Annotated in this window: 17 protein-coding genes and 1 tRNA gene; 10 read left to right on the top strand and 8 right to left on the bottom strand. The window is 57.6% G+C overall.

Annotated elements, in window-relative coordinates:
- Positions 1 to 142: 142 nt before the first annotated feature.
- Positions 143 to 4,819: an NAD-glutamate dehydrogenase domain-containing protein gene (locus BQ8290_RS09915; protein ID WP_108789766.1), complete on the top strand. Its 4,677-nt coding sequence runs from the start codon at positions 143 to 145 to the stop codon at positions 4,817 to 4,819.
- Positions 4,820 to 4,870: 51 nt separating this feature from the next.
- Positions 4,871 to 6,121 carry an FAD-dependent oxidoreductase gene (locus BQ8290_RS09910; protein WP_108789764.1) on the top strand — a complete coding sequence of 417 codons (1,251 nt, stop codon included), beginning with the start codon at positions 4,871 to 4,873 and terminating at the stop codon, positions 6,119 to 6,121.
- 3 nt (positions 6,122 to 6,124) lie between these two features.
- On the opposite strand, the gene queG is transcribed toward BQ8290_RS09910, so the two are convergent.
- Entirely contained in the window at positions 6,125 to 7,192 is a 1,068-nt protein-coding gene (gene queG, locus BQ8290_RS09905; protein WP_108789762.1) for a tRNA epoxyqueuosine(34) reductase QueG, read from the bottom strand.
- An 88-nt stretch (positions 7,193 to 7,280) separates the two neighbouring features.
- Between queG and BQ8290_RS09900 the strand changes: the two genes are divergently transcribed.
- From BQ8290_RS09900 to msrB, 4 genes are all read left to right on the top strand, one after another.
- Positions 7,281 to 8,276, top strand: coding sequence for an ABC transporter ATP-binding protein (locus BQ8290_RS09900; RefSeq protein WP_337661500.1), 996 nt, complete (start codon positions 7,281 to 7,283; stop codon positions 8,274 to 8,276).
- Positions 8,273 to 9,586 carry an ABC transporter permease gene (locus BQ8290_RS09895; protein ID WP_108789758.1) on the top strand — a complete coding sequence of 438 codons (1,314 nt, stop codon included), beginning with the start codon at positions 8,273 to 8,275 and terminating at the stop codon, positions 9,584 to 9,586. The genes BQ8290_RS09900 and BQ8290_RS09895 overlap by 4 nt, the downstream gene beginning before the upstream one ends.
- Before the next feature lie 111 nt (positions 9,587 to 9,697).
- Positions 9,698 to 11,035, top strand: a complete 1,338-nt coding sequence (locus tag BQ8290_RS09890) for a cytochrome P450 (RefSeq protein ID WP_108789756.1) — start codon at positions 9,698 to 9,700, stop codon at positions 11,033 to 11,035.
- 115 nt (positions 11,036 to 11,150) lie between these two features.
- On the top strand, positions 11,151 to 11,654 hold the full coding sequence (gene msrB / locus BQ8290_RS09885; RefSeq protein ID WP_108789754.1) for a peptide-methionine (R)-S-oxide reductase MsrB: 504 nt from the start codon (positions 11,151 to 11,153) through the stop codon (positions 11,652 to 11,654).
- A 14-nt stretch (positions 11,655 to 11,668) separates the two neighbouring features.
- Here msrB and BQ8290_RS09880 read toward each other — a convergent pair whose 3' ends face one another.
- From BQ8290_RS09880 to BQ8290_RS09860, 5 genes are all read right to left on the bottom strand, one after another.
- Positions 11,669 to 13,468, bottom strand: a complete 1,800-nt coding sequence (locus tag BQ8290_RS09880; RefSeq protein ID WP_108789752.1) for a hypothetical protein — start codon at positions 13,466 to 13,468, stop codon at positions 11,669 to 11,671.
- Positions 13,461 to 13,934: a GtrA family protein gene (locus BQ8290_RS09875; RefSeq protein WP_337661293.1), complete on the bottom strand. Its 474-nt coding sequence runs from the start codon at positions 13,932 to 13,934 to the stop codon at positions 13,461 to 13,463. The genes BQ8290_RS09880 and BQ8290_RS09875 overlap by 8 nt, the downstream gene beginning before the upstream one ends.
- A gap of 19 nt (positions 13,935 to 13,953) precedes the next feature.
- Entirely contained in the window at positions 13,954 to 15,633 is a 1,680-nt protein-coding gene (locus BQ8290_RS09870) for an NAD(P)-binding protein (RefSeq protein WP_108789748.1), read from the bottom strand.
- Positions 15,634 to 15,803: 170 nt separating this feature from the next.
- Entirely contained in the window at positions 15,804 to 16,556 is a 753-nt protein-coding gene (locus tag BQ8290_RS09865; protein WP_337661292.1) for a PilZ domain-containing protein, read from the bottom strand.
- A gap of 101 nt (positions 16,557 to 16,657) precedes the next feature.
- A tRNA-Leu gene (locus BQ8290_RS09860) sits at positions 16,658 to 16,744 on the bottom strand.
- A 204-nt stretch (positions 16,745 to 16,948) separates the two neighbouring features.
- Between BQ8290_RS09860 and BQ8290_RS09855 the strand changes: the two genes are divergently transcribed.
- Positions 16,949 to 18,634, top strand: a complete 1,686-nt coding sequence (locus BQ8290_RS09855; protein WP_108789744.1) for a cation:proton antiporter domain-containing protein — start codon at positions 16,949 to 16,951, stop codon at positions 18,632 to 18,634.
- A gap of 42 nt (positions 18,635 to 18,676) precedes the next feature.
- Here BQ8290_RS09855 and BQ8290_RS09850 read toward each other — a convergent pair whose 3' ends face one another.
- Positions 18,677 to 18,958 (bottom strand): integration host factor subunit beta, encoded by a 282-nt coding sequence (locus BQ8290_RS09850; RefSeq protein WP_108792253.1) that lies wholly within the window; start codon positions 18,956 to 18,958, stop codon positions 18,677 to 18,679.
- A 204-nt stretch (positions 18,959 to 19,162) separates the two neighbouring features.
- Positions 19,163 to 19,501: a GntR family transcriptional regulator gene (locus tag BQ8290_RS09845; RefSeq protein WP_108789742.1), complete on the bottom strand. Its 339-nt coding sequence runs from the start codon at positions 19,499 to 19,501 to the stop codon at positions 19,163 to 19,165.
- A gap of 177 nt (positions 19,502 to 19,678) precedes the next feature.
- Between BQ8290_RS09845 and BQ8290_RS09840 the strand changes: the two genes are divergently transcribed.
- From BQ8290_RS09840 to BQ8290_RS09830, 3 genes are all read left to right on the top strand, one after another.
- On the top strand, positions 19,679 to 21,241 hold the full coding sequence (locus tag BQ8290_RS09840) for an oligopeptide:H+ symporter (protein WP_108789740.1): 1,563 nt from the start codon (positions 19,679 to 19,681) through the stop codon (positions 21,239 to 21,241).
- A gap of 132 nt (positions 21,242 to 21,373) precedes the next feature.
- Positions 21,374 to 22,780 (top strand): amidohydrolase, encoded by a 1,407-nt coding sequence (locus BQ8290_RS09835; RefSeq protein ID WP_443112338.1) that lies wholly within the window; start codon positions 21,374 to 21,376, stop codon positions 22,778 to 22,780.
- A complete protein-coding gene (locus BQ8290_RS09830) occupies positions 22,777 to 24,093 on the top strand; it encodes an amidohydrolase family protein (RefSeq protein WP_108789738.1) in 1,317 nt (438 codons plus the stop codon). The genes BQ8290_RS09835 and BQ8290_RS09830 overlap by 4 nt, the downstream gene beginning before the upstream one ends.

Here is a 24,093-nt window from a genome sequence, read left to right as displayed (position 1 = left end):
TCCTTGCCAACCGGATAAGGGCCAATCCGGCTTGCGCCTTTGGCCTTAACTACTGTATTGTCGGCTTTACGATAAAAACAACCCGGCAAAATATAATTACACAACTCGACGCCGGGTGCAGGATGCCAGGAGCATACAGGCGATGAGCGCAAGACCGGCTAAGACGCAATCTCTGCTCAAAGAGCTGAAAAAACACGTCAATGCGGCGATCCTTCCGGGGGATGTGCCCCTTGATGATGATGCGCTTTGCGATGCGACTCAGTTCTTATTGGATGCAGCGGAAAAACGATCATCGTTGCGGTCGGCGCTAAAAATCGAATCCGATACCGGGGAACGCCGGTTGCGCATCGCGATCATCAACGACGATATGCCGTTTCTGGTTGATTCCATCGCCGCCGCCATCACCGCTTCTGGCCTTAGCATCGATCAATTGATCCACCCGGTCGTCGCCGTAGAACGCGACGATGCTGGCATCCTAACCGCTTTGGGTAAGAAGGGCGGCAAAGGCGCGGACGAATCGATGATTTACATCGAAACACCGCGCATCGACGCGCGGCAGCGGCGCGATCTGGTCGCTCAATTGCGCGTCACGTTGAGCGACGTTCGAGCCGCCGTAACCGATTGGCCAAAAATGCGCGGCGTCATGGCCAAAGACGCAACCGGATTGAACGGCTCGGAATGCGGCGCTCTCCTGCAATGGCTGAACGATGGCATGCTGACACAGCTTGGCCATCTCACCCGGACGCGGTCGGGCGAGGACAAGAACGTTTTGGGCATTTGCCGCAAAAGCGCGCGGGCGATTTTGGCCGACGCTTCGTTTGACCGCGCCTTTGCATGGTTCGATGAAGCCGCGCCCGATGGCAGCGCGCGCGATCTGTTGGTGATCAAAGCAAACCGCCTTTCTACCGTCCACCGCAGCGCGCCGCTCGACCTGTTTATTGTGCCCGTGCGCGAAAACGGCACGATCACACAATTGTCTGTCCATGCTGGGGTATGGACCAGCGCGGCCTTGGCCACGCCACCGGGCGAAGTGCCGATGCTGCGCAAAGCGCTGGCTGACATCACGCATGCATTGGGTTTTGATCCGGCAGGCCATGCCGGCAAAGCTCTTGTGCACGCCTTCACATCGTTGCCGCATGACCTTCTGACGGCATTCGCGACCACGGATATTGAGCGGCTCGCCACGGCTATGATGAGCCTGGTCGATCGTCCGCGCCCACGCCTTATCCTGGTGCAGTCGGCGCTTGAACGGCACGTTTTTGCATTCGTCTGGCTGCCGCGCGACTATTTGTCGACCGATGTTCGGCTGCAAATTCAAGGGTTGTTGACGCAGACCACCGGGGTCGACTTGCTCAGTTGGAGCCTTGAGGTCGAGGGCAACACGCTGGCGATGCTCCAATTCCTGCTGGATTCTCGCAAGACCGGCGAAATGCCCGATGCGACAAAGATCGAAGGCGAATTGATCGACCTTTTGAAGGGGTGGAACGAAGCGGTTGAAGCGCATCTGGCCAAAGGCGATGAAAGCGCCCGCGTGCCGGCCATTGCTCTTAAATATGCCGGGGCATTTCCCGCCGGATATCGCGCCCGATACGGCGCCGCAGAAGCCGCTTTGGACATTGTTCAAATGCGCGCCATTGCGATGGGCAACGATCCCTCCGCGCGTTCTTGCCGGTTGTACAAATTGCCCCATGATCCATCGGGTGATCTGCGGCTCAAAATCTATCACACAACCGGCTCTATGCCGCTTTCGGATGCAGTTCCTGCGCTTGAAAACTTTGGTTTCCATGTTCTGGCAGAAATGCCGACGCGGCTTGACGATGGGGCGCTGGGCACGATCCACGAATTCACGCTGCAACTGCCCCAAGGCACCGATGTCGATGCGCTTTTGAAGCGATCGGACGCGATCGAAACCGCCATTGCCGAAGTGTTGAACGGGCAATCCGAAGACGACCCGTTCAACCGGTTGGTCGTCGGCACAGGATTGGGCGCACAACAGGCGATCTGGTTGCGCGCGATCTATCGCTATTTGCGCCAAACCGGCATGGGTTTCACGATTTACACCGTTGTCGATGCCCTGCGTCGGGCGCCGGACGTAACACAGGCGATGATCGACCTATTCGTGGCCCGTCACGACCCCCATTTCAAAGGGAATCGTCAGGCCGCTATCACCGCCGCTATCGGCGCGTTTGGACGCGGCTTGGCCAAAGTTTCGGCGATCAATGATGACCGTTTGCTGCGGCTGTACCGCGCAGTGGTGGATGCGATTTTGCGCACCAACGCCTTTGCTCCGGCGGCCGAAGAGGCGTTGGCGTTTAAGATTGATTCCGACCTGGTGCCGAACCTTCCCAAACCCGTTCCTTGGCGCGAAATCTTTGTCTATTCCCGCCGGGTCGAAGGGATCCACTTGCGATCTGGCGCGGTTGCGCGCGGAGGCCTGCGTTGGTCCGATCGACGCGATGACTTCCGCACCGAGATTCTCGGCCTGATGAAAGCGCAAAAGGTCAAAAACGCCGTGATCGTGCCGAGCGGCGCGAAAGGCGGATTCTACCCCAAACAACTGCCGTCGCCTGCGATTGACCGCGACGCATGGGCCGCAGAAGGTCAGGGTAGCTACGAAGTATTCATCCGCACACTTTTGTCCGTCACAGACAACATCGTGGACGGCAAAGTGGTGCACCCGCAAGACGTCGAAATTCACGACGGCGAAGATCCCTATTTCGTGGTCGCTGCGGATAAGGGAACCGCGCGTTTTTCCGATGTCGCCAACGGCATAGCAGAGGCGCAAGGTTTTTGGTTGGACGATGCATTCGCAAGCGGCGGATCGAACGGATACGATCACAAGGCGATGGGCATCACCGCACGCGGCGCATGGGTGAGCGTCCAACGTCATTTCCTTGAAAAAGGGATTGATGTGCAAACCGACAGCGTGCGTGTAGCAGGGTGTGGCGACATGTCGGGCGATGTGTTTGGCAACGGTATGTTGTTGTCAAAAGCGATCAAATTGGTCGCCGCGTTCGATCACCGCCATATCTTTATCGACCCCGATCCCGATCCCGCAGCAAGCTGGAAAGAGCGCAAACGGATGTTCGATCTGCCGCGATCAAGTTGGGAAGATTACAATCCCGATCTGATTTCAAAGGGTGGCGGCGTCTATTCACGCGACCTCAAATCGATCAAGCTTTCGAAAAAGGCGTGCGAGATGCTGGGTCTCGAAGGCAAGGAAATAGAGCCAGACGCGTTGGTCAGCGCGATTATTAAAGCGCAAGTTGATCTAATCTGGTTCGGCGGCATTGGCACGTACATCAAGGCCCAAACCGAAAGCCATCTGGACGTCGGCGATCCCGCCAACGACGCATTGCGGGTTAACGCTGCCGATGTCCGCGCAACCGCCATCGGCGAAGGCGCCAATTTGGGCATCACTCAAGCAGCCCGTATTGAATATGCTTTGCGTGGTGGACGGATCAACACCGATTTCATCGACAATTCGGCGGGCGTTGATTGTTCGGACAATGAAGTGAACATCAAAATCGCGCTCGCTTCGGCAACGCGCGAAGGGTCACTGACCGAAACAAAGCGCAACAATCTCTTGGCGAAAATGACCGATGAGGTCGCCGAAATTGTGCTCGAAGATAACCGGCTTCAGGCGCTTGCATTGTCGATCGCGGAAACCGGCGGGCCCGACGCCACCGCCTCTTTCATCCGATTGATCGAACAATTGGAAGAGATGGACGCGTTGGATAGACGCACCGAAGGATTGGCCGATGCGGACACATTCGCGCGGCGCGCCGCCGATGGAAACGGATTGACCCGGCCCGAATTGGCGGTGCTTTTGTCATCCGCAAAATTGGCATTGCAAGACGCAATCGAGGCCAGCGGATTGCCGGACGATCCTTCATTGATCAGCAATTTGACCGAGATGTTCCCCGGCCCAATGCGCAAACCCTACGAATCGCATATCCTTGACCACCGGCTGCGTCGTGAATTGGTCGCGACCGATTTAGCCAACCGGATTGTCAATCGACTTGGCCTGATCCACGCCTTTGAATTGCCTGAAGAGGAAGGGGTTGGACTGGCTGATGTCGCGGCGGCCTTTGTCGTGGTGGAACGCTTGTTCAGCCTCAAATCGCTGTGGCATGATATCGACAATCACAAGATGAGCGAGACGGCGCGTTTGTTCTTGCTCGATCGTTTGGCCGCTGCGGTTGGCAATCTTATGTCCGATGTGTTGCGCACCGCCGCTGGTCGGGTTGAAGCAAGCGACATGGTCGCGACGTTGAGCGAAGGGGTCACCGTCCTTTCAAAAGCGCGCGCCGATTTGATTTCTGGCGAGACGCAGGAACGCTCCAACGCGCTACGAGCCGGGTTTGTTGAACAAGGCGCCCCCGAAGGTTTGGCCAACAGGGTCGCGGAATTGTTCGATTACGACGGATCGGTTGGATTGGCGCAATTGGCCTTGTCCACCAAAACAGACCCCACGCAATTGACGCGGGCCTTTACCGATATCGGCGAACGAGTTGGTCTGGATTGGGCACAGGGAACGGCGGCACACATGTCCCCATCGGACATTTGGGAACGCTTGCTGGTCGACGGTTTGGCCCGCGATTTTCAGCATATGCGGCTGGAGTTCTTACGCAAACTTATGCGGCGCAAATCGGGCAAGGACGATCCCCAGGGTGCCATCGCGCATTGGGCATCGCGCAACGAAGTTGCGGTCGCTCAGTTCAAGGCCATGGTTGCGCGCGCGCAATCACAGCCGCCTGTGGCCCCGGCAATGTTGGCACAAATCGCCAGCCAAGCCCGCAATTTGCTCGATCGGTAAGGGCCGCTTCGCGCTTGACGCGCGCGGTGTTTTTCGGAAAGCCTTCGCGCCATGAGTGGACAGGATAAAGCATCGTCTGCGGCGGATGTCGTAATCGTCGGAACCGGCCATGGCGGGGCGCAGGCGGCTATCGCATTGCGGCAAAAGGGGCACGAAGGATCGATCATGATGATCGGTCGCGACGCGGTGCCCCCGTATGAACGCCCACCTTTGTCCAAGGAATACCTCGCCGGGGACAAGACGTTTGAGCGGATTATGATCCGTCCTGAGAAATTCTGGGCCGATAAAGGCGTGGAATTGCGATTGGGCAGCGGCGTAACCGAAATCGATTGGTTGGCACACACAGTGACGCTGTCCGATGGGTCAGTGATTGGTTACCGCAAATTGATCTGGGCGGCCGGTGCTGACCCGCGTCGTCTCGGCCTGCCGGGTGCGAATTTGAAAGGCATCCACTACGTCCGCGACAAACGCGACGCAGACGCAATGATGGCCGCATTGGAAGCCGGTGCGAAACGGGCCGTTGTCATCGGCGGCGGTTATATCGGGCTAGAGGCGGCGGCGGTGCTGCGCAAACTAGGATGTGAAGTCACCGTCCTCGAAATGCAGGATCGGGTTCTGGCTCGTGTCGCCGGCGAAGAAATGTCGCGCTTTTACGAAGCCGAACACCGCCGACAGGGCGTTGACATTCAATTGTCGCAAGGGGTTGCTTCGGTGCACGGTGAAGACAGCTTCGTAACCGGCGTCGAATTGACCAATGGTGATGTATTGCCATGCGATATGATCATTGTCGGGATCGGGATCGTGCCCGCTGTGGCCCCGTTAATCGCCGCAGGGGCAGCAGGCTCAAACGGAGTGGATGTGGATGTGTTTTGCCGCACCACTCTGGATGATATTTATGCGATTGGCGATTGCGCGGCGCATGCAAATCCATTTGCGGACAGCGCGATCATTCGGTTGGAATCGGTCCAAAACGCCAACGATATGGCCAACACCGCCGCGCGCGCGATCATGGGTGACAAAGAACCCTATCATGCACTGCCATGGTTTTGGTCGAACCAATATGATCTCAAACTGCAAACCGCCGGTTTGAACATCGGTTACGATGCAGCGATCCTTCGCGGCGACCCGGAAACTCGCAAATTCACCGTGGTGTATATGAAGGAAGGACGCCCGATCGCCTTTGATTGTGTCAACACAATGAAGGATTACGTTCAGGGTCGAAAACTGCTGGAGAAAGGGGTCGAGAAAATTGACCCCGCCTTGCTGGCCGATGTCGATCTCCCGCTTAAAGAGCTGCTTTGACCGTTAGGAGTTTAGTCGGGTAAGCGCCCAATGCGCGGCCTCGCTAATGGCGGGGTCGGGGTCATGGGTCAGCGGCGCGACCGCTTCCACCATGGCGCCATCCGCGCTGTTGCCGGCGGCGTACAAACAATTGCGGACAAATCGATCCCGGCCAATCCGTTTGATCGGCGATCCGGAAAACACTTTGCGAAAACCCGCATCATCCAAAGCCAACAATTCCCTAAGCCGCGGCGCGGTTAGTTCGGCGCGAGGCAAAAACTCGCTTGCCGCATAGGCTTCGCTCGCAAACTTGTTCCACGGGCACACCGCCAAACAATCGTCGCAGCCGTAAATGCGATTGCCCAAAGCTTCGCGAAATTCATTCGGGATGGCGCCCTTGTGTTCGATCGTTAGATACGAAATGCACCGCCTCGCATCGAGGGTGTAGGGTGCGGGGAAAGCTTTGGTCGGGCATGCGTCTAAGCACGCGCGGCACGATCCGCATTGATCGCGATGCGGCGTTGCCGGTGTCAAATCCAGCGTCGTGTAAATCGCGCCCAGAAACAACCAACTGCCATGATCACGGCTGACCAGATTGGTGTGTTTACCCTGCCATCCGATGCCCGCCGCTTCGCCCAACGGTTTTTCCATGACAGGGGCCGTATCGACAAACACTTTCACCTGCGCCGATGGCTCTTGCGCGATCAACCATCGGGCGAGCGCTTTCAGCCGTTTTTTGACCACATCGTGATAATCGCGACCCTGCGCATAGACCGAGATGCGCGCGCGGTCGGGCGCGTTTTCCAATGCCATCGGATCCAAGGTCGGGGCATAGCTCATACCCAGCGCAATGACGCTGCGCGCTTCTGGCCACAGCCCTTGCGGTGATCGGCGATGGTGAAGCCGCGCCTCCATCCACTCCATCGAACCATGATTGCCTTCACCAAGCCATTGTTCCAGCCGTCCGCTGCGCAAGGGATCTTCGGCTGCGCTTGCAAACCCGCACGCCGCAAATCCGATCGCGCGCGCTTCATTTGCGATGCGATCGGTTAGGTCGTTCGCCGACCCAATGGTAACCGGCGTGTTAACCATGCTTGGGGTTACTCCCGTTTAGTCTCACGCATTAACCCCAGCCGTTATGGATCTACAATTTGATATGGCCGTAAGCGATCGAGAGATGATGAGCAATTCCAGCGCGTCGGAACAAGGGGAGGGATTGACCCTCTCCGCGCCCGACCCCAGACCTTTGGCAATCGAAGCGCGCGGCCTGGTCAAAAGCTTTGACGGAACGCGCGCGGTCGATGGCGTGGATATCTCTGTGCCAGAGGGCGCAATCTACGGCATTCTTGGTCCCAATGGCGCGGGTAAGACGACAAGTTTGCGCATGCTTTTGGGCATTATTGATCCCGACGAAGGGGTCCGCCGCGTGTTCGGCCATGATCGCCCGCACGATATTGGAAGACTGATCGGATATCTTCCCGAAGAGCGCGGCCTTTACCCTGCGATGAAGAGCATCGAAGCCATCGCCTTTATGGGCGCATTGCGTGGATTGCCGCTTGCCGAAGGGCGAAAACGCGGCATGGAATTGTTGGAACGGCACGATCTGCTCCACGCCGCCAATCGGACGATCCGGCAATTGTCGAAAGGTATGGCGCAAACGGTCCAATTGCTCGGCACGTTGGTGCATCGCCCGCGTCTCGTCGTTTTGGATGAGCCATTTTCCGGCCTTGATGCGATCAATCAAGGCAAGCTCGAAGTCATGATCCGCAGCCTTGCCGAGGAAGGCGTTACCGTCATCTTCTCCACCCACGTGATCCATCATGCGGAGCGGTTATGCGAAGGCGTCGCCATTATCGCGGGCGGCAAAGTTCCCTATGCCGGCAGCGTGGAGGCTGCGCGTGATCGCATCCCGGCACAAGTCCGGCTGGAAACGCGCGCTCGCGATGGAAATTGGACAAGAGCCTTGCCCGAAGAGACGCGGCGCGAAGGTGACTTCTTCTATTTCCCACTGCCCGATGCAGGGGTCGAACCCTTGTTGCGCCAATTGATCGAGGGGGAGGCAGGGATCCTGTCGCTTTCCATTGAACGCGCCGGTTTGCACGATGCATTCGTGTCGATCGCTGGGGAAGCTGCTGCTCGTCAGCTCGAAGCCGATGCCGCAGGAGGCCAATCATGAGCCAGTCATTTGATCACGCCCATTGGGCGGACCTCGAAGCGAAACCGCGCCTTTCCCGGCTCGAGGCGGCGTGGGTCATTGCCCGCCGCGATTTCATTGCGGTTCTTTTCAGTCGCGCCTTTCTGTTTTTTCTGGTCGGTCCGCTTTTTCCGGTGTTGGTGGGCGGCCTAGCGGGCAGTATCGGCAATCAAACTTCGAGAAGCGTCGCCACGATCGAAGTCGGTCTTGCCATGAGCGCACAGGACAACGCTTCAATGATCGCCGCCCGCGACCAGCTCGCCCCGCAATTGGGGAGTGCGATACCCGCTCTACGCGCGGTGCCCGAAGCCGCCGATGATCCCAGCTTTGATGCACGCGCCTTTATGGATGCGCGCAAGGGCAATTATGCCGCCATCGTCACGGGTACTCCCGCTGCCCCCGAACTTATCGGAACGCGGGGCGAAATCCGGCGATGGCAAGGTCCAGTTTCGGTGATTGCGGCAAATGTGAATGCGGCCACGCCTTTGGCATTCCCGCAGCCCACCCAGCAAACCGTCGCATCCAGCGCAGCGTCTGAACGCAAGAACCGGGTTCGAACCGCGCAAGCGGCGCAGATGGTGATGTTCTTGCTCACCATGCTGCTTGCTGGGATGGTCCTTTCAAACCTTGCGGAGGAAAAGGGCAACAAGATCATAGAAATTCTCGCCGCGGCCATTCCGATGGATGCCGTGTTCATGGGCAAATTGTTTGCCATGCTTGGCGTATCCTTTGTGGGGATTGCGGTTTGGGGCGCGTTTGGATGGGGGTTTTGGGCGATCGCAGAAGACGCTGTCATCGCCGTCTCGGAAACGGATTTTCGCAATCTTCCCGGTCCGGCGCTGGGCTGGCCGATGTTTATCGGACTTGGGATTATCTATTTTTCGATGGCCTATCTTTTGCTCGGCTCGCTATTCCTAACCATTGGCGCGATGGCGGAAACGGTTCGCGAGGTTCAAACCTTGTCGATGCCCGTCACCATGATGCAATTGATGGTGTTCTTCGTGGCCGCGGCCGCGCTCACACCCAATTGGGGTTGGCTCGAACCTTATGCCGCAGCGTTCCCGCTCTCTTCTCCCTTTGCCATGCTGGCCCGTGCGGCGTTGGAAGAAACCATGTGGATCCATGCCGCCGCGCTGGCATGGCAGGGCGTTTGGGTTCTCCTTCTCGTTAAAGGCGGGTCGATGCTATTTCGCAAACGCGTGATGAAGTCCGGGGGTGCAGGCCGCGTCAAGAAACGCCGCTGGAGCTGGCGCAAAGCGACAGAGCCTGCGCAATTGGAGCCAGCAGAATAAGTCGCAAAACAAAACTCGTATTGACATCACTGTCAGTTAAGGCAGGATGCAAGGCGGATGGAGAGGTCATTTTGATGGCGCATAGCTGCGGCTTCTCCAAAGGAGAGAGCCATGGCAACTGTTGCACCCGAGCGTCCGAAAGTTCGCACGTCCCCGACCGCTTACGAGTCGCTTAAAAACCACTATGCGAACCACCCCGAAGAGCGGCCCGATCACCCGCACAAATGGGACGTAAGCCGCAGCGACATCTATTTCGAGAATAAGTGGCAGCCAATCTTTGCCGAAATGCAAGAAGCCGGCCCTCTGCACTACATCCCCGAAAGCCCCTATGGCCCCTATTGGGCTGTGGTAGGCCACAAAGCGATCCAGCACATCGAGGCGCAACCCGAAGTTTTCTCTTCAAGCTGGGAACATGGTGGCATCACCATTTTGGAACGGCTTTCAGACGAAGAATTGGCAGAGCGCGACAGCGATCGCCGCGAATTGCCGATGTTCATCGCCATGGATCGTCCGCAACACACCGGCCAACGCCGAACCGTCGCGCCCAAATTCACCCCATCGGCGATGGCCGATATGGAAGTCGAAATTCGCGCGCGGACGGGCGAATTGCTCGATTCTCTGCCGCGGGGGGGAACTTTCGATTGGGTCGATAAAGTGTCGATAGAATTGACCACGGGCATGCTCGCCATCCTGTTTGGGTTCCCATGGGAAGACCGCCGGTTGCTAACATTCTGGTCCGATTGGTCGGGCGACACCGAAGCCGGCAGCATCCGCGAATTGGATGAAATGCGTTGGGGCTTCCTGCATGAAATGGGCGCGTATTTCCAATCGATCTGGATGGAACGGACACAGGACAAAGAGCCCGGCAACGATCTCATTTCGATGATGATCCATTCCCCGGCTATGAACCAAATGCGCCCCGAAGAATTCATCGGCAATCTGGTGTTGTTGATCGTCGGCGGCAACGACACGACGCGCAACACGATGAGTGGGATCATCCATTCGTTTGATCAGTTCCCCGACCAACGCAAATTGTTCGAGGAAAATCCTGATTTGATCCCGAACGCCGTGCAAGAATGTCTGCGGTTTCAAACTCCGCTCGCGCACATGCGCCGCACCTGCACCGAAGACACCGAAGTGCATGGCCAAATGATCAAAAAAGGCGACAAAGTCGTTCTTTGGTATCTTGGCGCGAACCGCGAAGAAAGCGTGTTCGAAGATCCGCACAAGCTCGACATCACCCGCGAAAATGCGCGTCGCCATATTGCGTTTGGATACGGCATTCACCGTTGCGTTGGTGCGCGGCTTGCCGAATTGCAGTTGAAAGTCCTGCTTGAGGAAATGCACAAAAGGCGCATGCGCGTCCATGTTGCCGGTGACGTTGAACGCGTTCGCGCAAACTTCGTCCATGGGTTCCGCAAACTCGAAGTGGAAATCACTGAGTTCTGATCCCCGATTGGTTTTTCGAGGCTGGGTGAAACTTTTTTCGGTTTTGGACCGTAAAACACACTGTAAGACACAGTGATAAAGAAGCGTGTCACCCGCGTTTTTGAAAGGGATCATCATGGCGTTCAACCTATCCACCCGTCGCAATTTCGTTGTGGCAACCGGGTTGGCTTCAACTTTGCCTTTCCTCGCCAGTTGCGGAGGCGTCGTTGAAGCGCGCAAAGAACGCACGTTCCGCGTTACAAAGACGGACGCGCAATGGCGGCGTGAACTCACCCGTGAAGAATATCGCATCCTGCGCCAAGCGGGCACCGAACGGTCATTTTCGTCCCCGTTGGATGATGAAAAGCGACCCGGCATCTTCAGTTGTGCCGGGTGTGACAACGCGTTGTATGGATCGGTGCACAAATATGACAGTGGCACCGGATGGCCCAGTTTTTGGCGCGCCATCGACGGAGGCGCCGTGGGCACATCAACCGATTATCTGCTTGGCTATGCTCGCACCGAAGTGCACTGCGCCGATTGTGGCGGGCATCTAGGCCATATCTTTGGCGATGGTCCTCGTCCGACCGGGAAACGTCATTGCATCAACGGCGTGGCGATGAATTTCACCCCAGCGTAGTCGCTGCGCGGGCGCTAATCGGCCGCCACCCGCCACAATTTCAATCCGTTTTCCGGGCTCAGCGTCACCGGCTCCAACCATGATGGTGCCTGGTCGTTGACCAATGCGGCAACGAAACCTTGCGGTGCAATGCGTACGTACATTTGCGCCTCGGCCATTGTTGGGCAGATAGCGACGTATTGCGTGCCGCGCTTATTCAACGCGTCGCGAGCCTCTGCTTCGCTGGCCAGCGCGTTCTCAATCAGAAACCGCATCGCGGTGTGACCGCGATGATGACCTGTTGCGATCACGCTGTGATCGGAATGCATCAACAATTCCGGCGCAATATCCAGCGGGGCGTACACCTCGCCTGTCAGCAGTGACGCCAACACCTGATCCGCCCCGACCACTTGGCACTGCGACGCTTTGATCGCGACATTGGATGGTCCGCCCACATTCGCTTTGGCGGGCAAAGCATTGGCCAAGATCATGGCCGGCATCGCGGGCAGCAAGGCGCAGGCGACACCCACCATCGCGGCCATGCGCGGCAAGGGACGCTCCATCGTGCGAATAGCGCGCAACCATTGGCGCAATTGCCATGCGAGCGGCGGCGCCGCTAACACACATGCAACCGCCCCGGCGCGCGATACCAGCACCGATATCAGCACCGCGGCGGCGAGGATAATCGCATAGTCGCCCCAAAACCGGCGCAACCAGTCGCGCGATTTCGTCGCCAGATTGATCGCCGCCAGGCATGCGATAATAGGCGTTACGGCATATTGCAGCGCGGTCGTGATCGATTGACGCCAGATCGGCATGCCTTCCAACACATTGGCGTGCCAATATTGGGCGACGACAGGATCGAGATCTGCAAAGCCGCCGCCGGTTGCGCATTGCGGCGCGGTGTAAACCATCATGGCCAACGCCCCACCGCCGGCAACCCCGAAACCGGCCAACACAACGCCAATCGGCGCAGGCTCAAATCGAGAGAGCACAGTCAAAACTACCGCACCCCATGCAAACATACCCAAGTGCAGCGGGCTAATCGCGTCGCAATAGGTCATGAGATCCGCAACGCCTCTGGTCACCAGAAACAGCCCGGCGCCCACCAACGCAAAGGATTGGATGGCCGAAACCAACCAAACACGAGCATCGCGATCGCGCAACCACCGCAACGCCAAAACGCAAAAGAAAACCGCGGCAAGCGGCAGACCTTCGATCGATATAGAAAGCCACGTCGCCAACATGCCCCCGATGATCCAACCGCCAATTTTGGGGGAGCGGGCCATCAATCCGTTCATCGCAGCCAATGCGCAAACGATCTGCCAACCGTGATGATCAATCCGCATCGGGCCCAATTGGAACAGGACCGGCACGGAGATCGCGACCACCAACGATGTGAATGTGGCCTCTTCGTCGCCCAATAGCCGCCACGCGATCCGCGCGGCCAACATCATCGCCAAACCCAAGGTAACAAGCGGCACACCGACCAATGCGGCGGTTTCTGCGTTCGACACGCCAATCAAGGGGGTCAGAACTACGATCACCGATGCAAGAGGCAGGTCGACTATCCGCGACCAATGCATCGGTACGCCGCCGTTGGCGGCATCGACCCGATATTGGGCCAAATCAAACCAGCTTTGACCCGCGATCAAATCTCGCACCTGTACCAGGCGCATGATGTCATCGGGATCGGGGAAGCGACCGGTGGCAATGGCGGTCCAATTGATGGCAAGCAACAGTGCGCTGACAATGGCCCATGCGATGCCCACCCGCCCAAGGAACTCCAACGGGAAAGCAGCCCGGCGTCGCTCAACCAACATGGTTTCAGCCACGCTCTGTCACAGATGGCGCGCCAGCATCGGTGATCGCACTGTCTTCATGGCGAAACACTATGCGGCTGCGCACCAGCCAAGTCGCGATGAAGCTCACAATGATCGCCAATCCTTTGGCAAGGCGCGGATCCACGCCCGACCAATCGCCTAGACCCACAATGCCCGTGGTCAGAGCAAGGCCCATCAATGCGGAGACAACAAACAGCGCCTTTTGACGCGTGCGCGCCACGCCGTCGGCCGCAACCTTATCCTGAAAGACCGCCCGGCTCGACATAAACCAATGGGCAACGATGCCAGCGGAATATCCGATGGCCGATGCCGGGGCGGCGACCATACCCAACGCCAAAAGCGCCAGAAAACATCCGACATCCACCGCCAACGCGCCGACACTGGCGCAAACATAGCGCACGAAGCGGATGTCGCGCACTTTGGAAAGCACCGCAATGACCATTGCGTTGGTTGGCAAAGGCTTGGCCGCCATAACCTTAGGCCGACTTGCGAAGATCGTCTTCGAATGCGTCATCCGATTGCGCAACGATCCGTTCCGGCACACCGCGCAACGATGTCAGCGCGGCAACCTGATCGCCGCTCAACGGCTTGGTCGTGGCCGCATTGTCGGCTTGTCTATCACTGTGCGCTTCGCGGTTCGGCAAGGTCGCTTCCGCGCCCTCATCGCCCGCTTCGTGATATTCGGCGTCTTCGTTGACGCACCACGTGTCGTACACGCGCTCACCTGCAAGAATGTTTTCAACCGTCAGCATTGCGGTCATCATCGCGTGATCTTGGTTGTTGTAACGGTGCATGCCGTTGCGTCCAACAAGATGCAGGCTCGGGTGCTTCTCTTCCAATTCCACGCGCATCGCATCAACATTGGCTTCGTATTCGTCGTCATAGACCGGATAGGCCTTTTCCTGACGAACAACCGCGCCCGAAGTCACTTGCGATGGATCGCAAAGGCCAAGGACTTCCATTTCCCGTTTGGCCAATTCGACCAGCTCTTCGTCGGATGATGACCACAGGCCATCTCCTTCAAAACAGAAATATTCGAGCCCAACACACGCCATATCTTCATCGGGCACCATTTCGGGCGACCATGAACGAAAGTTTTGAACCCGGCCGACCTGAACACGCTCATCATGGATATAGATCCAATTGTCGGGGAACAGGTCTTCGGATTTCACCATCAAGGCGACGGTCAAGAAATCGCGGTAGCGAAGATTGCTCGCTTGAAGCGTGGATTGCGGCAGCGGGTGAAGGCGTTTTGACAATTCGCGCATCGGCGCCGAACTGATCACGTCTTTCGCGCGGATTTGTGCTGTCCCGGTCGAACTGGTCGCGGTCATCGACCATTCGAACCCTTCATCATTGGGGCCAATCGCGGCCACTTGATCAAGCGCGTGGCCCATCAACACTTGGCCTTTGCCGGTCGCCAAAATCTTATCGCGGGCTGCATCCCACATCATACCAGGGCCAAGCCGCGGGTAACGGAATGTTTCCAACAATGTCTTGGTGGCCATGCCGTCATTGGGTTTCTTGTTAAGGCCAAGCGACCGCTTAACCCCGTCCAGAACGGCGCTCATCAAGGACAAGCCCTTAATGCGTTGGGCCGCCCAATCCGCGCTCATTTCATCGCACGGCATGCCCCACACTTTCTCAGTGTAGGTCTTGAAAAAGATCGAATAGAGTTTCTCACCAAACTGATTGGTGGTCCAATCTTCAAAGCTGCGCACATCTTTAATTGGGAAAGCGCGACGCCAAAGATAGCTGGCCATGCATGCGGTGGAGCGCAGAATGCCGAGATTGCTCAACGCTTCAAAAGCGCGCAGCGGATAGGAATAGAACTTACCCTCGTAATAGATACGGCTCATCCGAGGGCGTTGAATAAAGTCGTCCGGCAGGATTTCGTTCCACAGATCGACGACCTGTTGGGATTTGGAAAAGAAACGGTGGCCGCCAATATCGAAACGATACCCTTCATGCTCAACCGTGCGACTGATGCCGCCCACATAGGTTTCATCTTTCTCGATGATCGCGACTGATTTGCCCTGTTTGGTCAACAAATATCCGGCGGTCAGCCCTGCTGGCCCCGCTCCAATAATTGCCACATCTACATCAATGATACCCGCGTTGGTCGAAACCGTTGCGTCAGCGCCGTGCTGCGTCATGCAAGCCCCCGTTAAACCGCCGAACCCGCAAATGTGCGGTCGGCTCTTTTTCAGGGAGTGAAGGAAATTGGTTAGCGAGAAGTAAACGCGGTGGCTTAATTGCTGGAAATTTTGCTGAACTCGGACGGAGCCGCGCTCAGGAAAAGCCCTTATTTGCGGTCAGTCTGGGATCAATCGAGCAAACGTGGGCATTGCAGGCGCGCGGCAAAGCGGGAAAAATCGCTGAGCGTGAGCGTGTCATCGAACACAACACCGTATTGGCTGTCACGCCGCCACCGGATCTTGGCGCGCACATCCTTCAACGCGCCGCCGCCTTCTTCGCATGTGATCCTGACAGTTTGGTCGATGGCGAAATCTTCTTCGCTTTCGAACCGAGCCCCTTGTTGGGAAATGTTCTCGACGACCGCTTCGCTGGTGCCGCGCAATGTCTTGATCATGATCGGAAAGAACAGGCCCAGCCGCAAACCGCGTTTGGGGAATTCGCCGATCTGATGGATCATGCGGTTCACATCGATGGGATTGGTGAATTGGAACCCGGCTTCGTTGTCGCGCTGCCAAACATTTTGCATCTCATGAACGCCGCCGCCGGGCATGTGTAGCTCCAACGGATCGCCATCTGGCACAGCGTGAAACAAGCGCACTGCGACACCGGTTTCGGATACGTCGCGCACGACACAGACAAATTCACCGTGGGAAGAGACAATTTTTGCGGCGCGAATCAAAAGAGTGAAACGCGGGGCGGCGCGGCCTTCGTTCTGGGTTTCTTGACCGTCGCCGTCTTGATCGGTCGATGATCCCGCATTCGCGCCGATTTCTCGCGCGTCGACAGGCGCCGGAACGCTTTGCGTTTCAGTGTGATCACCCAATTCGCGATTGGTGTCGTCTTCGAACCGAGAGGTGTTCGCCGCGTCTGCCATAGCCATTTTCTTAGCCGCCATCCTTCTGCAACAAAGGGTCAAGCGGTTGGTTAAATCCCCGTTAGTAAGAAAAGAGCTTACGCGAAGAGGGGTTAAGACCGGGCTAATGGTGCGGGTGGTGGGACTCGAACCCACACGATCTATAGGATCAGGGGATTTTAAGTCCCCGGCGTCTACCATTCCGCCACACCCGCAAATCGGCGCAGTTCGTTACAACCACGCTAAAACCAGACACCCGATAGCCAGCGACCCGGCGGTGAGCAACCCGCACCGCAATTCTTAGCCCGCGGCATACCCCATTCGTTCGGGTTATAGCGGGTGCGATGGGTCGGTGGGCTTGCGCGTTGACCAACCATGGCCCATTTCCACACCGTAAACGGCGACAGGACACATGGACTATGGCGGGCGATAGCCTTCACGACGCGCATTCGGTGGTTGCGACCATTCAGCCGGCGATCACGCTGCTTGGATTGGGCATTGGTGCCGCCTTGGTTTCGCGCGCATGCCGGCTCAACCCCATTGTGGGTTACCTTGGCTTGGGCCTTGGCATTGGCGCGTTAGGCTTTGCAGACGGGTTTAGCGGGCCTGTGGTTGCCGCCATGGCCGAAGCGGGCGTCATGTTCTTGTTGTTCAATCTGGGCCTGCATTTCTCTTTGGGCCGGATCCGCGCAGAAGCCTCCAACATTTTCGGTTTCGGCACGTTGCAAATGCTCGTCGCTGGGGGCGGGTTTTCGGCTTTGTTCTTCGCTTTTGGCTTGCCGACGGAATTTGCCATTATTGGCGGTTTCGCGATGGGATTGTCATCGACGGCTGTCGTGATCGGATTGGTGCGGGAACGGGATCAAGAAGATTGCCCCGTGGGCCGTGCCGCCCAATCGATCCTAATCTTTCAAGACATCGCGGCGATCTTGCTGTTGGTCGCCGCCGGTTCGCTTAGCACAGGCGGCGCATTGGCCCCGGCATTGGGATTGGCCGGATTGAAGGCAATGGCCGCCTTTGTGATCGCGGTGCTTTTTGCGCGCTATCTCACCGGACCGGTCTTTCGTTTGATCGCCCGCGCCGGCAGCAGCGAAGTCTACACCGCCACTGCCCTTTTCATTGCACTGGCGGCGGGATGGGCCACGGGCATGGCTGGGCTTTCGTTGACCTTGGGTGCATTTTTGGGCGGGATGGCCGTCGCGGATTCGCGCTACCGCATCATGGTGCAGACCGAGATTGACGCGTTCCGCGGGCTGTTCCTCAGTTTCTTCTTCATCTCTGTGGGCCTATCGATTGATCCCGTTTTGTTGGCGGAAAATTGGGTCTTGGCCGTGGCGGCAGCGGCGGGCTTGATTGCGCTAAAATGCGCGTTCAACGTGCTTGCAGGATTGGCCAATCGGTGGTCGGTGCCGGGCTCCATTCAGTTGGGTTTCCTGCTGGGGCAGGGCAGCGAGTTTGCGCTGGTGATCTTTGCATTGCCTGCTGTGGCTGGATTGATCGAACCGCGTTTGGCATCAATCTTGGTCACGGCCATCGCGATCAGCCTTGCCGTCACACCGCTTATCTCAAACCTGGGCCGGAAACTGGCGGGCAAACTCCGGCGCGGGCCAGCGGACAAAAAACTGGCCGGTGACGATGCACCCGTAGTCATTATCGGCTTGGGCCCGGTTGGACGCTCTGTTGCCGATGCGCTCACCTACAACGGCATTGGCTATCTTGCGGTGGAATCCAATCCTGAACGGTTTGAGATTGCGCTGGCTGATGGATATCACGTGCATCAGGCGAATTCAGCCGACCCACGCAGTTGGGATGCAATTGGCATGGGCAAACGCGAAGTGGCTGTGATCGCGACGGGCAATTTGGCCATATCGCGCGAATTGGCCCCGCTGGTTCAGGATCGCCTCCCCAACATTGCTCAAGTCATGGCGATGCCCGGCCCCGAAGCGATCGATGAATTCAATGAGCTAGGCATGATGGCGATCGATGTGAAAACGCCGCGCGGCACCGAAAGCATCATCGAAATGGTGTTTCACGCGCTCGACCACGAACGCAAAGTGCCCATCCCCACCCGGTCGGAAGAAGAGCACGCGCTGGAACACGCATAAAGCGTGCGTTGAAAGGAACCGCCGGCCGGTGGCCGGACCGGCTTACCCTTCGTTCAATCGCTTTCGAATTTCTTTGCCCGCTTTGAAATACGGAACGCTTTTCGCTGGCACAGGCACTGCCTCACCCGTGCGCGGATTGCGTCCGGTGCGCGCTTCGCGTTCGCGGGTCGAGAATGCGCCAAACCCGCGCAATTCAACCCTGCCGCCTTCGGCAAGCCGTTGTGCAATCTCATCAAAGAAGACATCGACCACCTGTTCGATCTCTTCTGCACGCAAGTCTGGATTGTCCTTGTGCAGCTCGTGCAACAATTCCGATCTGATCATTTCGCCCTCCCGGTGAATGTCGCGGTGCTTATCGACCGCGCCTATGCCAATTGCCCGGACCCGACGAGCAGCATTGATGTCTTCGGACTGCCAGAATGGTACGGATTCTGCAAGGATGGTGAAAAAATATGTGAGAGGAAAGCCACAGGGGCAATCATGTCGCAGCCCATTGGTGGGCAATACGGGCGCAATCGCCCGAAAAAGTCAGCTTTGTTCGACCAAATCAGCAGGCGTCAAACCAAGCCGGGTCATGCGGGCGCGGATTTCGGGCCATTCTTCGGTCAAGAACTGATCCCGTTCCCGTTTGCGCAGCAGTTCCGCTGCGCCGGCCACCACATACATGCCAACGCCGCGCTGCACCTCGACCAATCCGTCGTTCTGAAATTGTTGGTACGCCTTTGCCACGGTCAACGGATTCGCACCCCGTTCGGCGGCCAATGCGCGCACCGACGGCAACATCGCCCCTTCGGGATAGTCCCCTTGGATAATGGCGGCGGCGATTTGGTCGCGCAGTTTGAGGTATACAGGTCTGGATTGGGTCATGGTTCTCTCGCTAGGTGCTGCAGTGCCATAATACACCCATGCGCGTCAAGGTCGCCGAGGCCAAGCAAGATTGTGGATGCCGGACGAAACAAAAGCTTCACACACGCAGTTTGGGCGCTAGGATGTCCGCTTTCGGGGACGCGCCACAGAGCGCGAAATTAGGGAACACAAACAATAATGGCCAGTAAAGCTTTGCCGCATGGCGACAGCGCAGGCACGATCCTTGGACATCCCAAGGGGCTTTTCGTGCTCTTTTTCGCAGAGATGTGGGAGCGGTTTTCCTATTACGGGATGCGCGCGCTTCTAATTTTCTACCTAACCAAGCACTGGCTTTATTCAGACAGCGAAGCGGGCATCATCTACGGTGCCTACACTGCGTTGGTCTACATCACCCCGGCGATTGGCGGCTATATGGCCGATAAAGTTCTGGGTCAGCGCAAAGCGGTCGCGTTTGGTGCAGTCCTGCTAACGCTGGGTCACTTCTTCATGGCCTTCGAAGGCGAAGCCGCCGCAGGCAATGAGGACAATCCGGTTATCTATGTCTTCTGGTTGGCATTGGCGCTGATCATTGTGGGCTCGGGTTTCCTTAAAGCGAACATCTCTGTGATGGTCGGTCAGCTCTATCCGCGCACCGACGTGCGCCGCGATGGTGCCTACACGATCTTCTACATGGGCATTAACTTGGGCGCTGCGATCGGCTCGTTGCTTTGCGGGTATATCGGCGAAACCTATGGCTGGGCCTACGGCTTTGGTCTTGCAGGTATCGGTATGCTGGCCGGTTTGATCGTGTTCACTTTGGGCAAAGGCGTTCTTTTGGGTCGCGGTGAGCCGCCAAAAGTTCTCGCCAAAACCCGCGAATGGAGCATGTATGCCATTGGCTTTGGGCTCGTCGCGGTTTGCTGGGTCTTGATTCAGTATCAATCCGTGGTCGGTATCTTGCTTGGCGGGTTCGGCCTGCTGTTGCTCGCCTATGTCATCTTCACTGCAGTGGTTAAACTGCCTGCGGAAGATCGCGACCGCATCTTTGCCGCCTTGTTCCTGATCACAACATCGATTGTGTTCTGGGCTCTGTTTGAACAGGCCGGTTCGTCGTTGAACCTGTTTACCGATCGCCACGTTGATCGCGGCGCGGTTCCGGCTTCGACGTTCCAATCAATCAACGCGATTTACATCATCCTGCTTGCTCCGATCTTCGCCACTTTGTGGACGTGGATGGGCACGAAAGGGGTGGAACCATCATCGCCGTTGAAATTCGGTTTGGGCATTGTTCAAGTCGGTTTGGGCTTTTTGGTCTTGGTGTGGGGCGCGAACAGCGTCGGCATTGATGTGCCAACGCCGGTGATCTTCATCTTCCTAATCTACCTGCTGCACACGACGGGTGAGCTTTGCTTGTCGCCTGTTGGTCTTTCGGCGATGAACCGTCTGGCTCCTGCGCATATGGCCTCGCTCATTATGGGCACATGGTTCTTTGCATCGGCAACCGGCAACTTTGCCGCTGGCTTGATCGCTGCGGCGACCGGCGCAGAGGGCGTTGGCGAAGCAGCCGGCAAACAAGTAGTTCTGGACGTGTACGGCACGGTCGGTGGCTACGCCGTTGCTATCGGTGTTGGCGTGATGCTTATCAGCCCGCTGATCAAGAAGCTGATGCACCTTGATACACTGCAAGACGATGATGCGGCATCCGAAGCAGAAGAAGTGTTTGGCGATGGTCCAGAAGAGGCCGCTAAGCCAGCCGGATAAAACCGTTCTGCACCGGGTCTGAAGCCCGCTGGACAAGCCCCTGATTTCTCGCCAAGTAAGCGTTAATGGACGCGCTTAGGGCGGGCAATCAGGGGACCGGCGACAATGACTCAGTTCAGCTTTTACGAAAGAATGCGGGGGTTTCGCCGTGGAGCGGGCTTTGCCGCTTTGGCCAGCACGTTGGCATTGGCCGCATGCGCCACCACAGGAACGGCCAGCGCATCGTCGGAAAATTCCGATGACGACGCCCCCCGCTTTGCCGCGATGACGCCCGACGAAGGGCCCTTCGCCTCAACCTATTCACGCTATCCCGGTCGGCCAACTGCTTTGGTTGGCGCCACTGTCTTTGATGGCGCGGGCGGAATGATCGAAGGCGGCACCGTCCTGTTCCGCGACGGGGAAGTCGTTGCCATTGGCGACGGCGATCTTTCGACGGAAGGGTATGATGTCATCGACGCCACCGGGAAATTCGTGACCCCGGGCATCATCGACATTCACTCCCACCTTGGCGATTACCCCACTCCATCGGTTGATGCCCACAATGACGGCAACGAAGCGACCAGCCCAACAACACCCGAAGTGTGGGCCGAACATTCGGTCTGGCCGCAAGATCCCGGCTTTAGCCGGGCACTCTCCAATGGCGGGATCACGTCGCTTCAAATCCTGCCCGGTTCGGCCAACCTGATGGGTGGGCGCACGGTAACGCTCAAAAATGTACCAAGCCGCACTGTGCAAGGGATGAAATTTCCCGGTGCTCCATACGGGTTTAAGATGGCCTGCGGTGAAAATCCGAAACGCGTTTATGGTGGCCGCGGGCGCTCTCCTTCAACACGGATGGGCAATTTTGCATACAACCGCCAAACGTGGTTTGACGCAATCGACTATGCCAACAATGAAAACGCGGATCGCAATTTGGGCATGGAGACTTTGGTCGGCGTGCTCGAAGGCGAGATCCTGGTTCACAATCACTGCTACCGCGCCGATGAGATGGCCTTGGTCATGGATATGGCGAAAGAGGTTGGATATCGCGTAACCGCGTTCCATCACGCTGTCGAAGCGTACAAAATCGGCGATCTGTTGCGCGAAAACGAAGTGTGCAGCGCGATCTGGGCCGATTGGTATGGTTTCAAAATGGAAGCCTATGACGGCATTCTGGAAAACGCGGCCTTGCTGCAACAAGCGGGCGCCTGCGTTGTCATCCACTCCGATAGCGAGGCGGACATTCAACGCCTCAACCAAGAAGCCGCCAAAGCGCAAGCCGCAGGGCAGCGTATGGGCATCGAATTGACAGACGCCGACGTGATCAGCTGGATCACACTGAACGCAGCCAAAGCGATGGGCATTGACGACATGACCGGTAGCCTAGAGCCCGGTAAAATGGCCGATGTCGTGTTGTGGAATGGCGATCCGTTGAGCGTGTATTCCCGCCCCGAACGCGTTTGGGTGGACGGCGCACTGTTGTACAATGCAATGGACCGAAGCAGACGTCCGGTGAGCGATTTTGAGCTTGGCCAACCCGGCGAAGGAGACGTGAAATGAACCGGCTCCTAACACTTGCAGCATCCTCCATTGCCCTGTGCGCCACACCATTGGCGGCGCAAGATTTCGTTATCGCCAACGCCACCTTGGCCCTTGGCGATGGCAGTGAACCGATCGAGGATGGTGTGGTCATCGTTGAAGACGGCAAAGTAACCTATGCCGGTGCGACCGTCGAAGGTATGCCGTTTGAAACGGATCTGGTCCTCGACGTCAACGACGCTTGGGTTACACCAGGCCTCTTTGCCACGGTTACAACATTGGGCCTTTGGGATGTTGGCGCGGTTAGCCAATCGAACGATCAACGCGCAGGCGGATCACCGTTCAGCGCGGCATTGAATGCGGCGCCAATCGTCAATCCAAATTCGCAACACATTCTGGTGCATCGCGCGGCGGGCATCACCCGCGCGGCGACCACGACCATGCCATCGGGATCGATCTTCGCTGGACAAGGCGCAATGATCGATTTGGATGGCGACGCCAATCCGATCATGAAAGAGCGCGCATTTCAGATGGTCGCGCTGGGTGAATTGGGGGCGCGGCTTTCAGGTGGCAGTCGGGCATCGGCTCACGTCCTGTTCCGCGCCGCATTGCGCGAAGCGCAAGCGCTCTCTGGTGCGAACGGAACACCGCAAACCACCGAGATCACAATCGATGATGAGGTCTTGCTGGGCCGGTTTGACGCAGAGGCTTTGGTGCCCGTGGTGACCGGCAATCAACCGCTTTACGTTGCGGTTGAACGGGCATCCGATATCCGTGCGGTCTTGGCGCTGAAGAGTGACTTCCCGCGCCTCGACATGGTCCTTGTGGGCGCGGGCGAAGGGTGGTTGGTCGCCGATGATATCGCAGCAGCCGGCGTGCCGGTGATTGCCGATGCACTCGATGATTTGCCCGAGAGTTTTGAAGTGCTGGCCGCAACGCAAAGCAATATTGGTCGGATGATGCGCGCCGGGGTGACCGTCGCGATCAGCGCCAATTCCGGCACCAATCCGCGCAATATGCCACAGGCGGCGGGTAACCTAGTCGCGTTGGGTAGAATTCCCGGTGCGGCTGGGCTTAGCTGGGGTCAGGCGTTCGCCGCGATCAGTTCCGTCCCTGCCACAATCAGCGGGTATGACGGCACGGCAGGCGTGTTAGCGCAAGGCGCAGTCGGTGACGTTGTGATCTGGGATGGTGATCCATTGGAAGTTGGGTCGGTTCCCACTCGTGTCTTTATTGGCGGCGTCGAACAATCGCTCGACAGCCATCAAAGTCGGCTTCGCGAACGATATCGCGATCTTGATGAAAGCGATTTGCCAAAGGCGTATGACTGGTGA

Source organism: Erythrobacter sp. Alg231-14 (genome assembly GCF_900149685.1).
GTDB lineage: Bacteria > Pseudomonadota > Alphaproteobacteria > Sphingomonadales > Sphingomonadaceae > Erythrobacter.
This window is presented reverse-complemented; position numbering and strand designations above follow the sequence as displayed.

Bases quoted from the DNA above. Each gene is read 5' to 3' on its own strand.
- BQ8290_RS09915 (WP_108789766.1), top strand. From the start codon at position 143: ATGAGCGCAAGACCGGCTAAGACGCAATCTCTGCTCAAAGAGCTGAAA.
- BQ8290_RS09910 (WP_108789764.1), top strand. From the start codon at position 4,871: ATGAGTGGACAGGATAAAGCATCGTCTGCGGCGGATGTCGTAATCGTC.
- queG (WP_108789762.1), bottom strand. From the start codon at position 7,192: ATGGTTAACACGCCGGTTACCATTGGGTCGGCGAACGACCTAACCGAT.
- BQ8290_RS09900 (WP_337661500.1), top strand. From the start codon at position 7,281: ATGAGCAATTCCAGCGCGTCGGAACAAGGGGAGGGATTGACCCTCTCC.
- BQ8290_RS09895 (WP_108789758.1), top strand. From the start codon at position 8,273: ATGAGCCAGTCATTTGATCACGCCCATTGGGCGGACCTCGAAGCGAAA.
- BQ8290_RS09890 (WP_108789756.1), top strand. From the start codon at position 9,698: ATGGCAACTGTTGCACCCGAGCGTCCGAAAGTTCGCACGTCCCCGACC.
- msrB (WP_108789754.1), top strand. From the start codon at position 11,151: ATGGCGTTCAACCTATCCACCCGTCGCAATTTCGTTGTGGCAACCGGG.
- BQ8290_RS09870 (WP_108789748.1), bottom strand. From the start codon at position 15,633: ATGACGCAGCACGGCGCTGACGCAACGGTTTCGACCAACGCGGGTATC.
- BQ8290_RS09865 (WP_337661292.1), bottom strand. From the start codon at position 16,556: ATGGCTATGGCAGACGCGGCGAACACCTCTCGGTTCGAAGACGACACC.
- BQ8290_RS09855 (WP_108789744.1), top strand. From the start codon at position 16,949: ATGGCGGGCGATAGCCTTCACGACGCGCATTCGGTGGTTGCGACCATT.
- BQ8290_RS09850 (WP_108792253.1), bottom strand. From the start codon at position 18,958: ATGATCAGATCGGAATTGTTGCACGAGCTGCACAAGGACAATCCAGAC.
- BQ8290_RS09845 (WP_108789742.1), bottom strand. From the start codon at position 19,501: ATGACCCAATCCAGACCTGTATACCTCAAACTGCGCGACCAAATCGCC.
- BQ8290_RS09840 (WP_108789740.1), top strand. From the start codon at position 19,679: ATGGCCAGTAAAGCTTTGCCGCATGGCGACAGCGCAGGCACGATCCTT.
- BQ8290_RS09835 (WP_443112338.1), top strand. From the start codon at position 21,374: ATGCGGGGGTTTCGCCGTGGAGCGGGCTTTGCCGCTTTGGCCAGCACG.
- BQ8290_RS09830 (WP_108789738.1), top strand. From the start codon at position 22,777: ATGAACCGGCTCCTAACACTTGCAGCATCCTCCATTGCCCTGTGCGCC.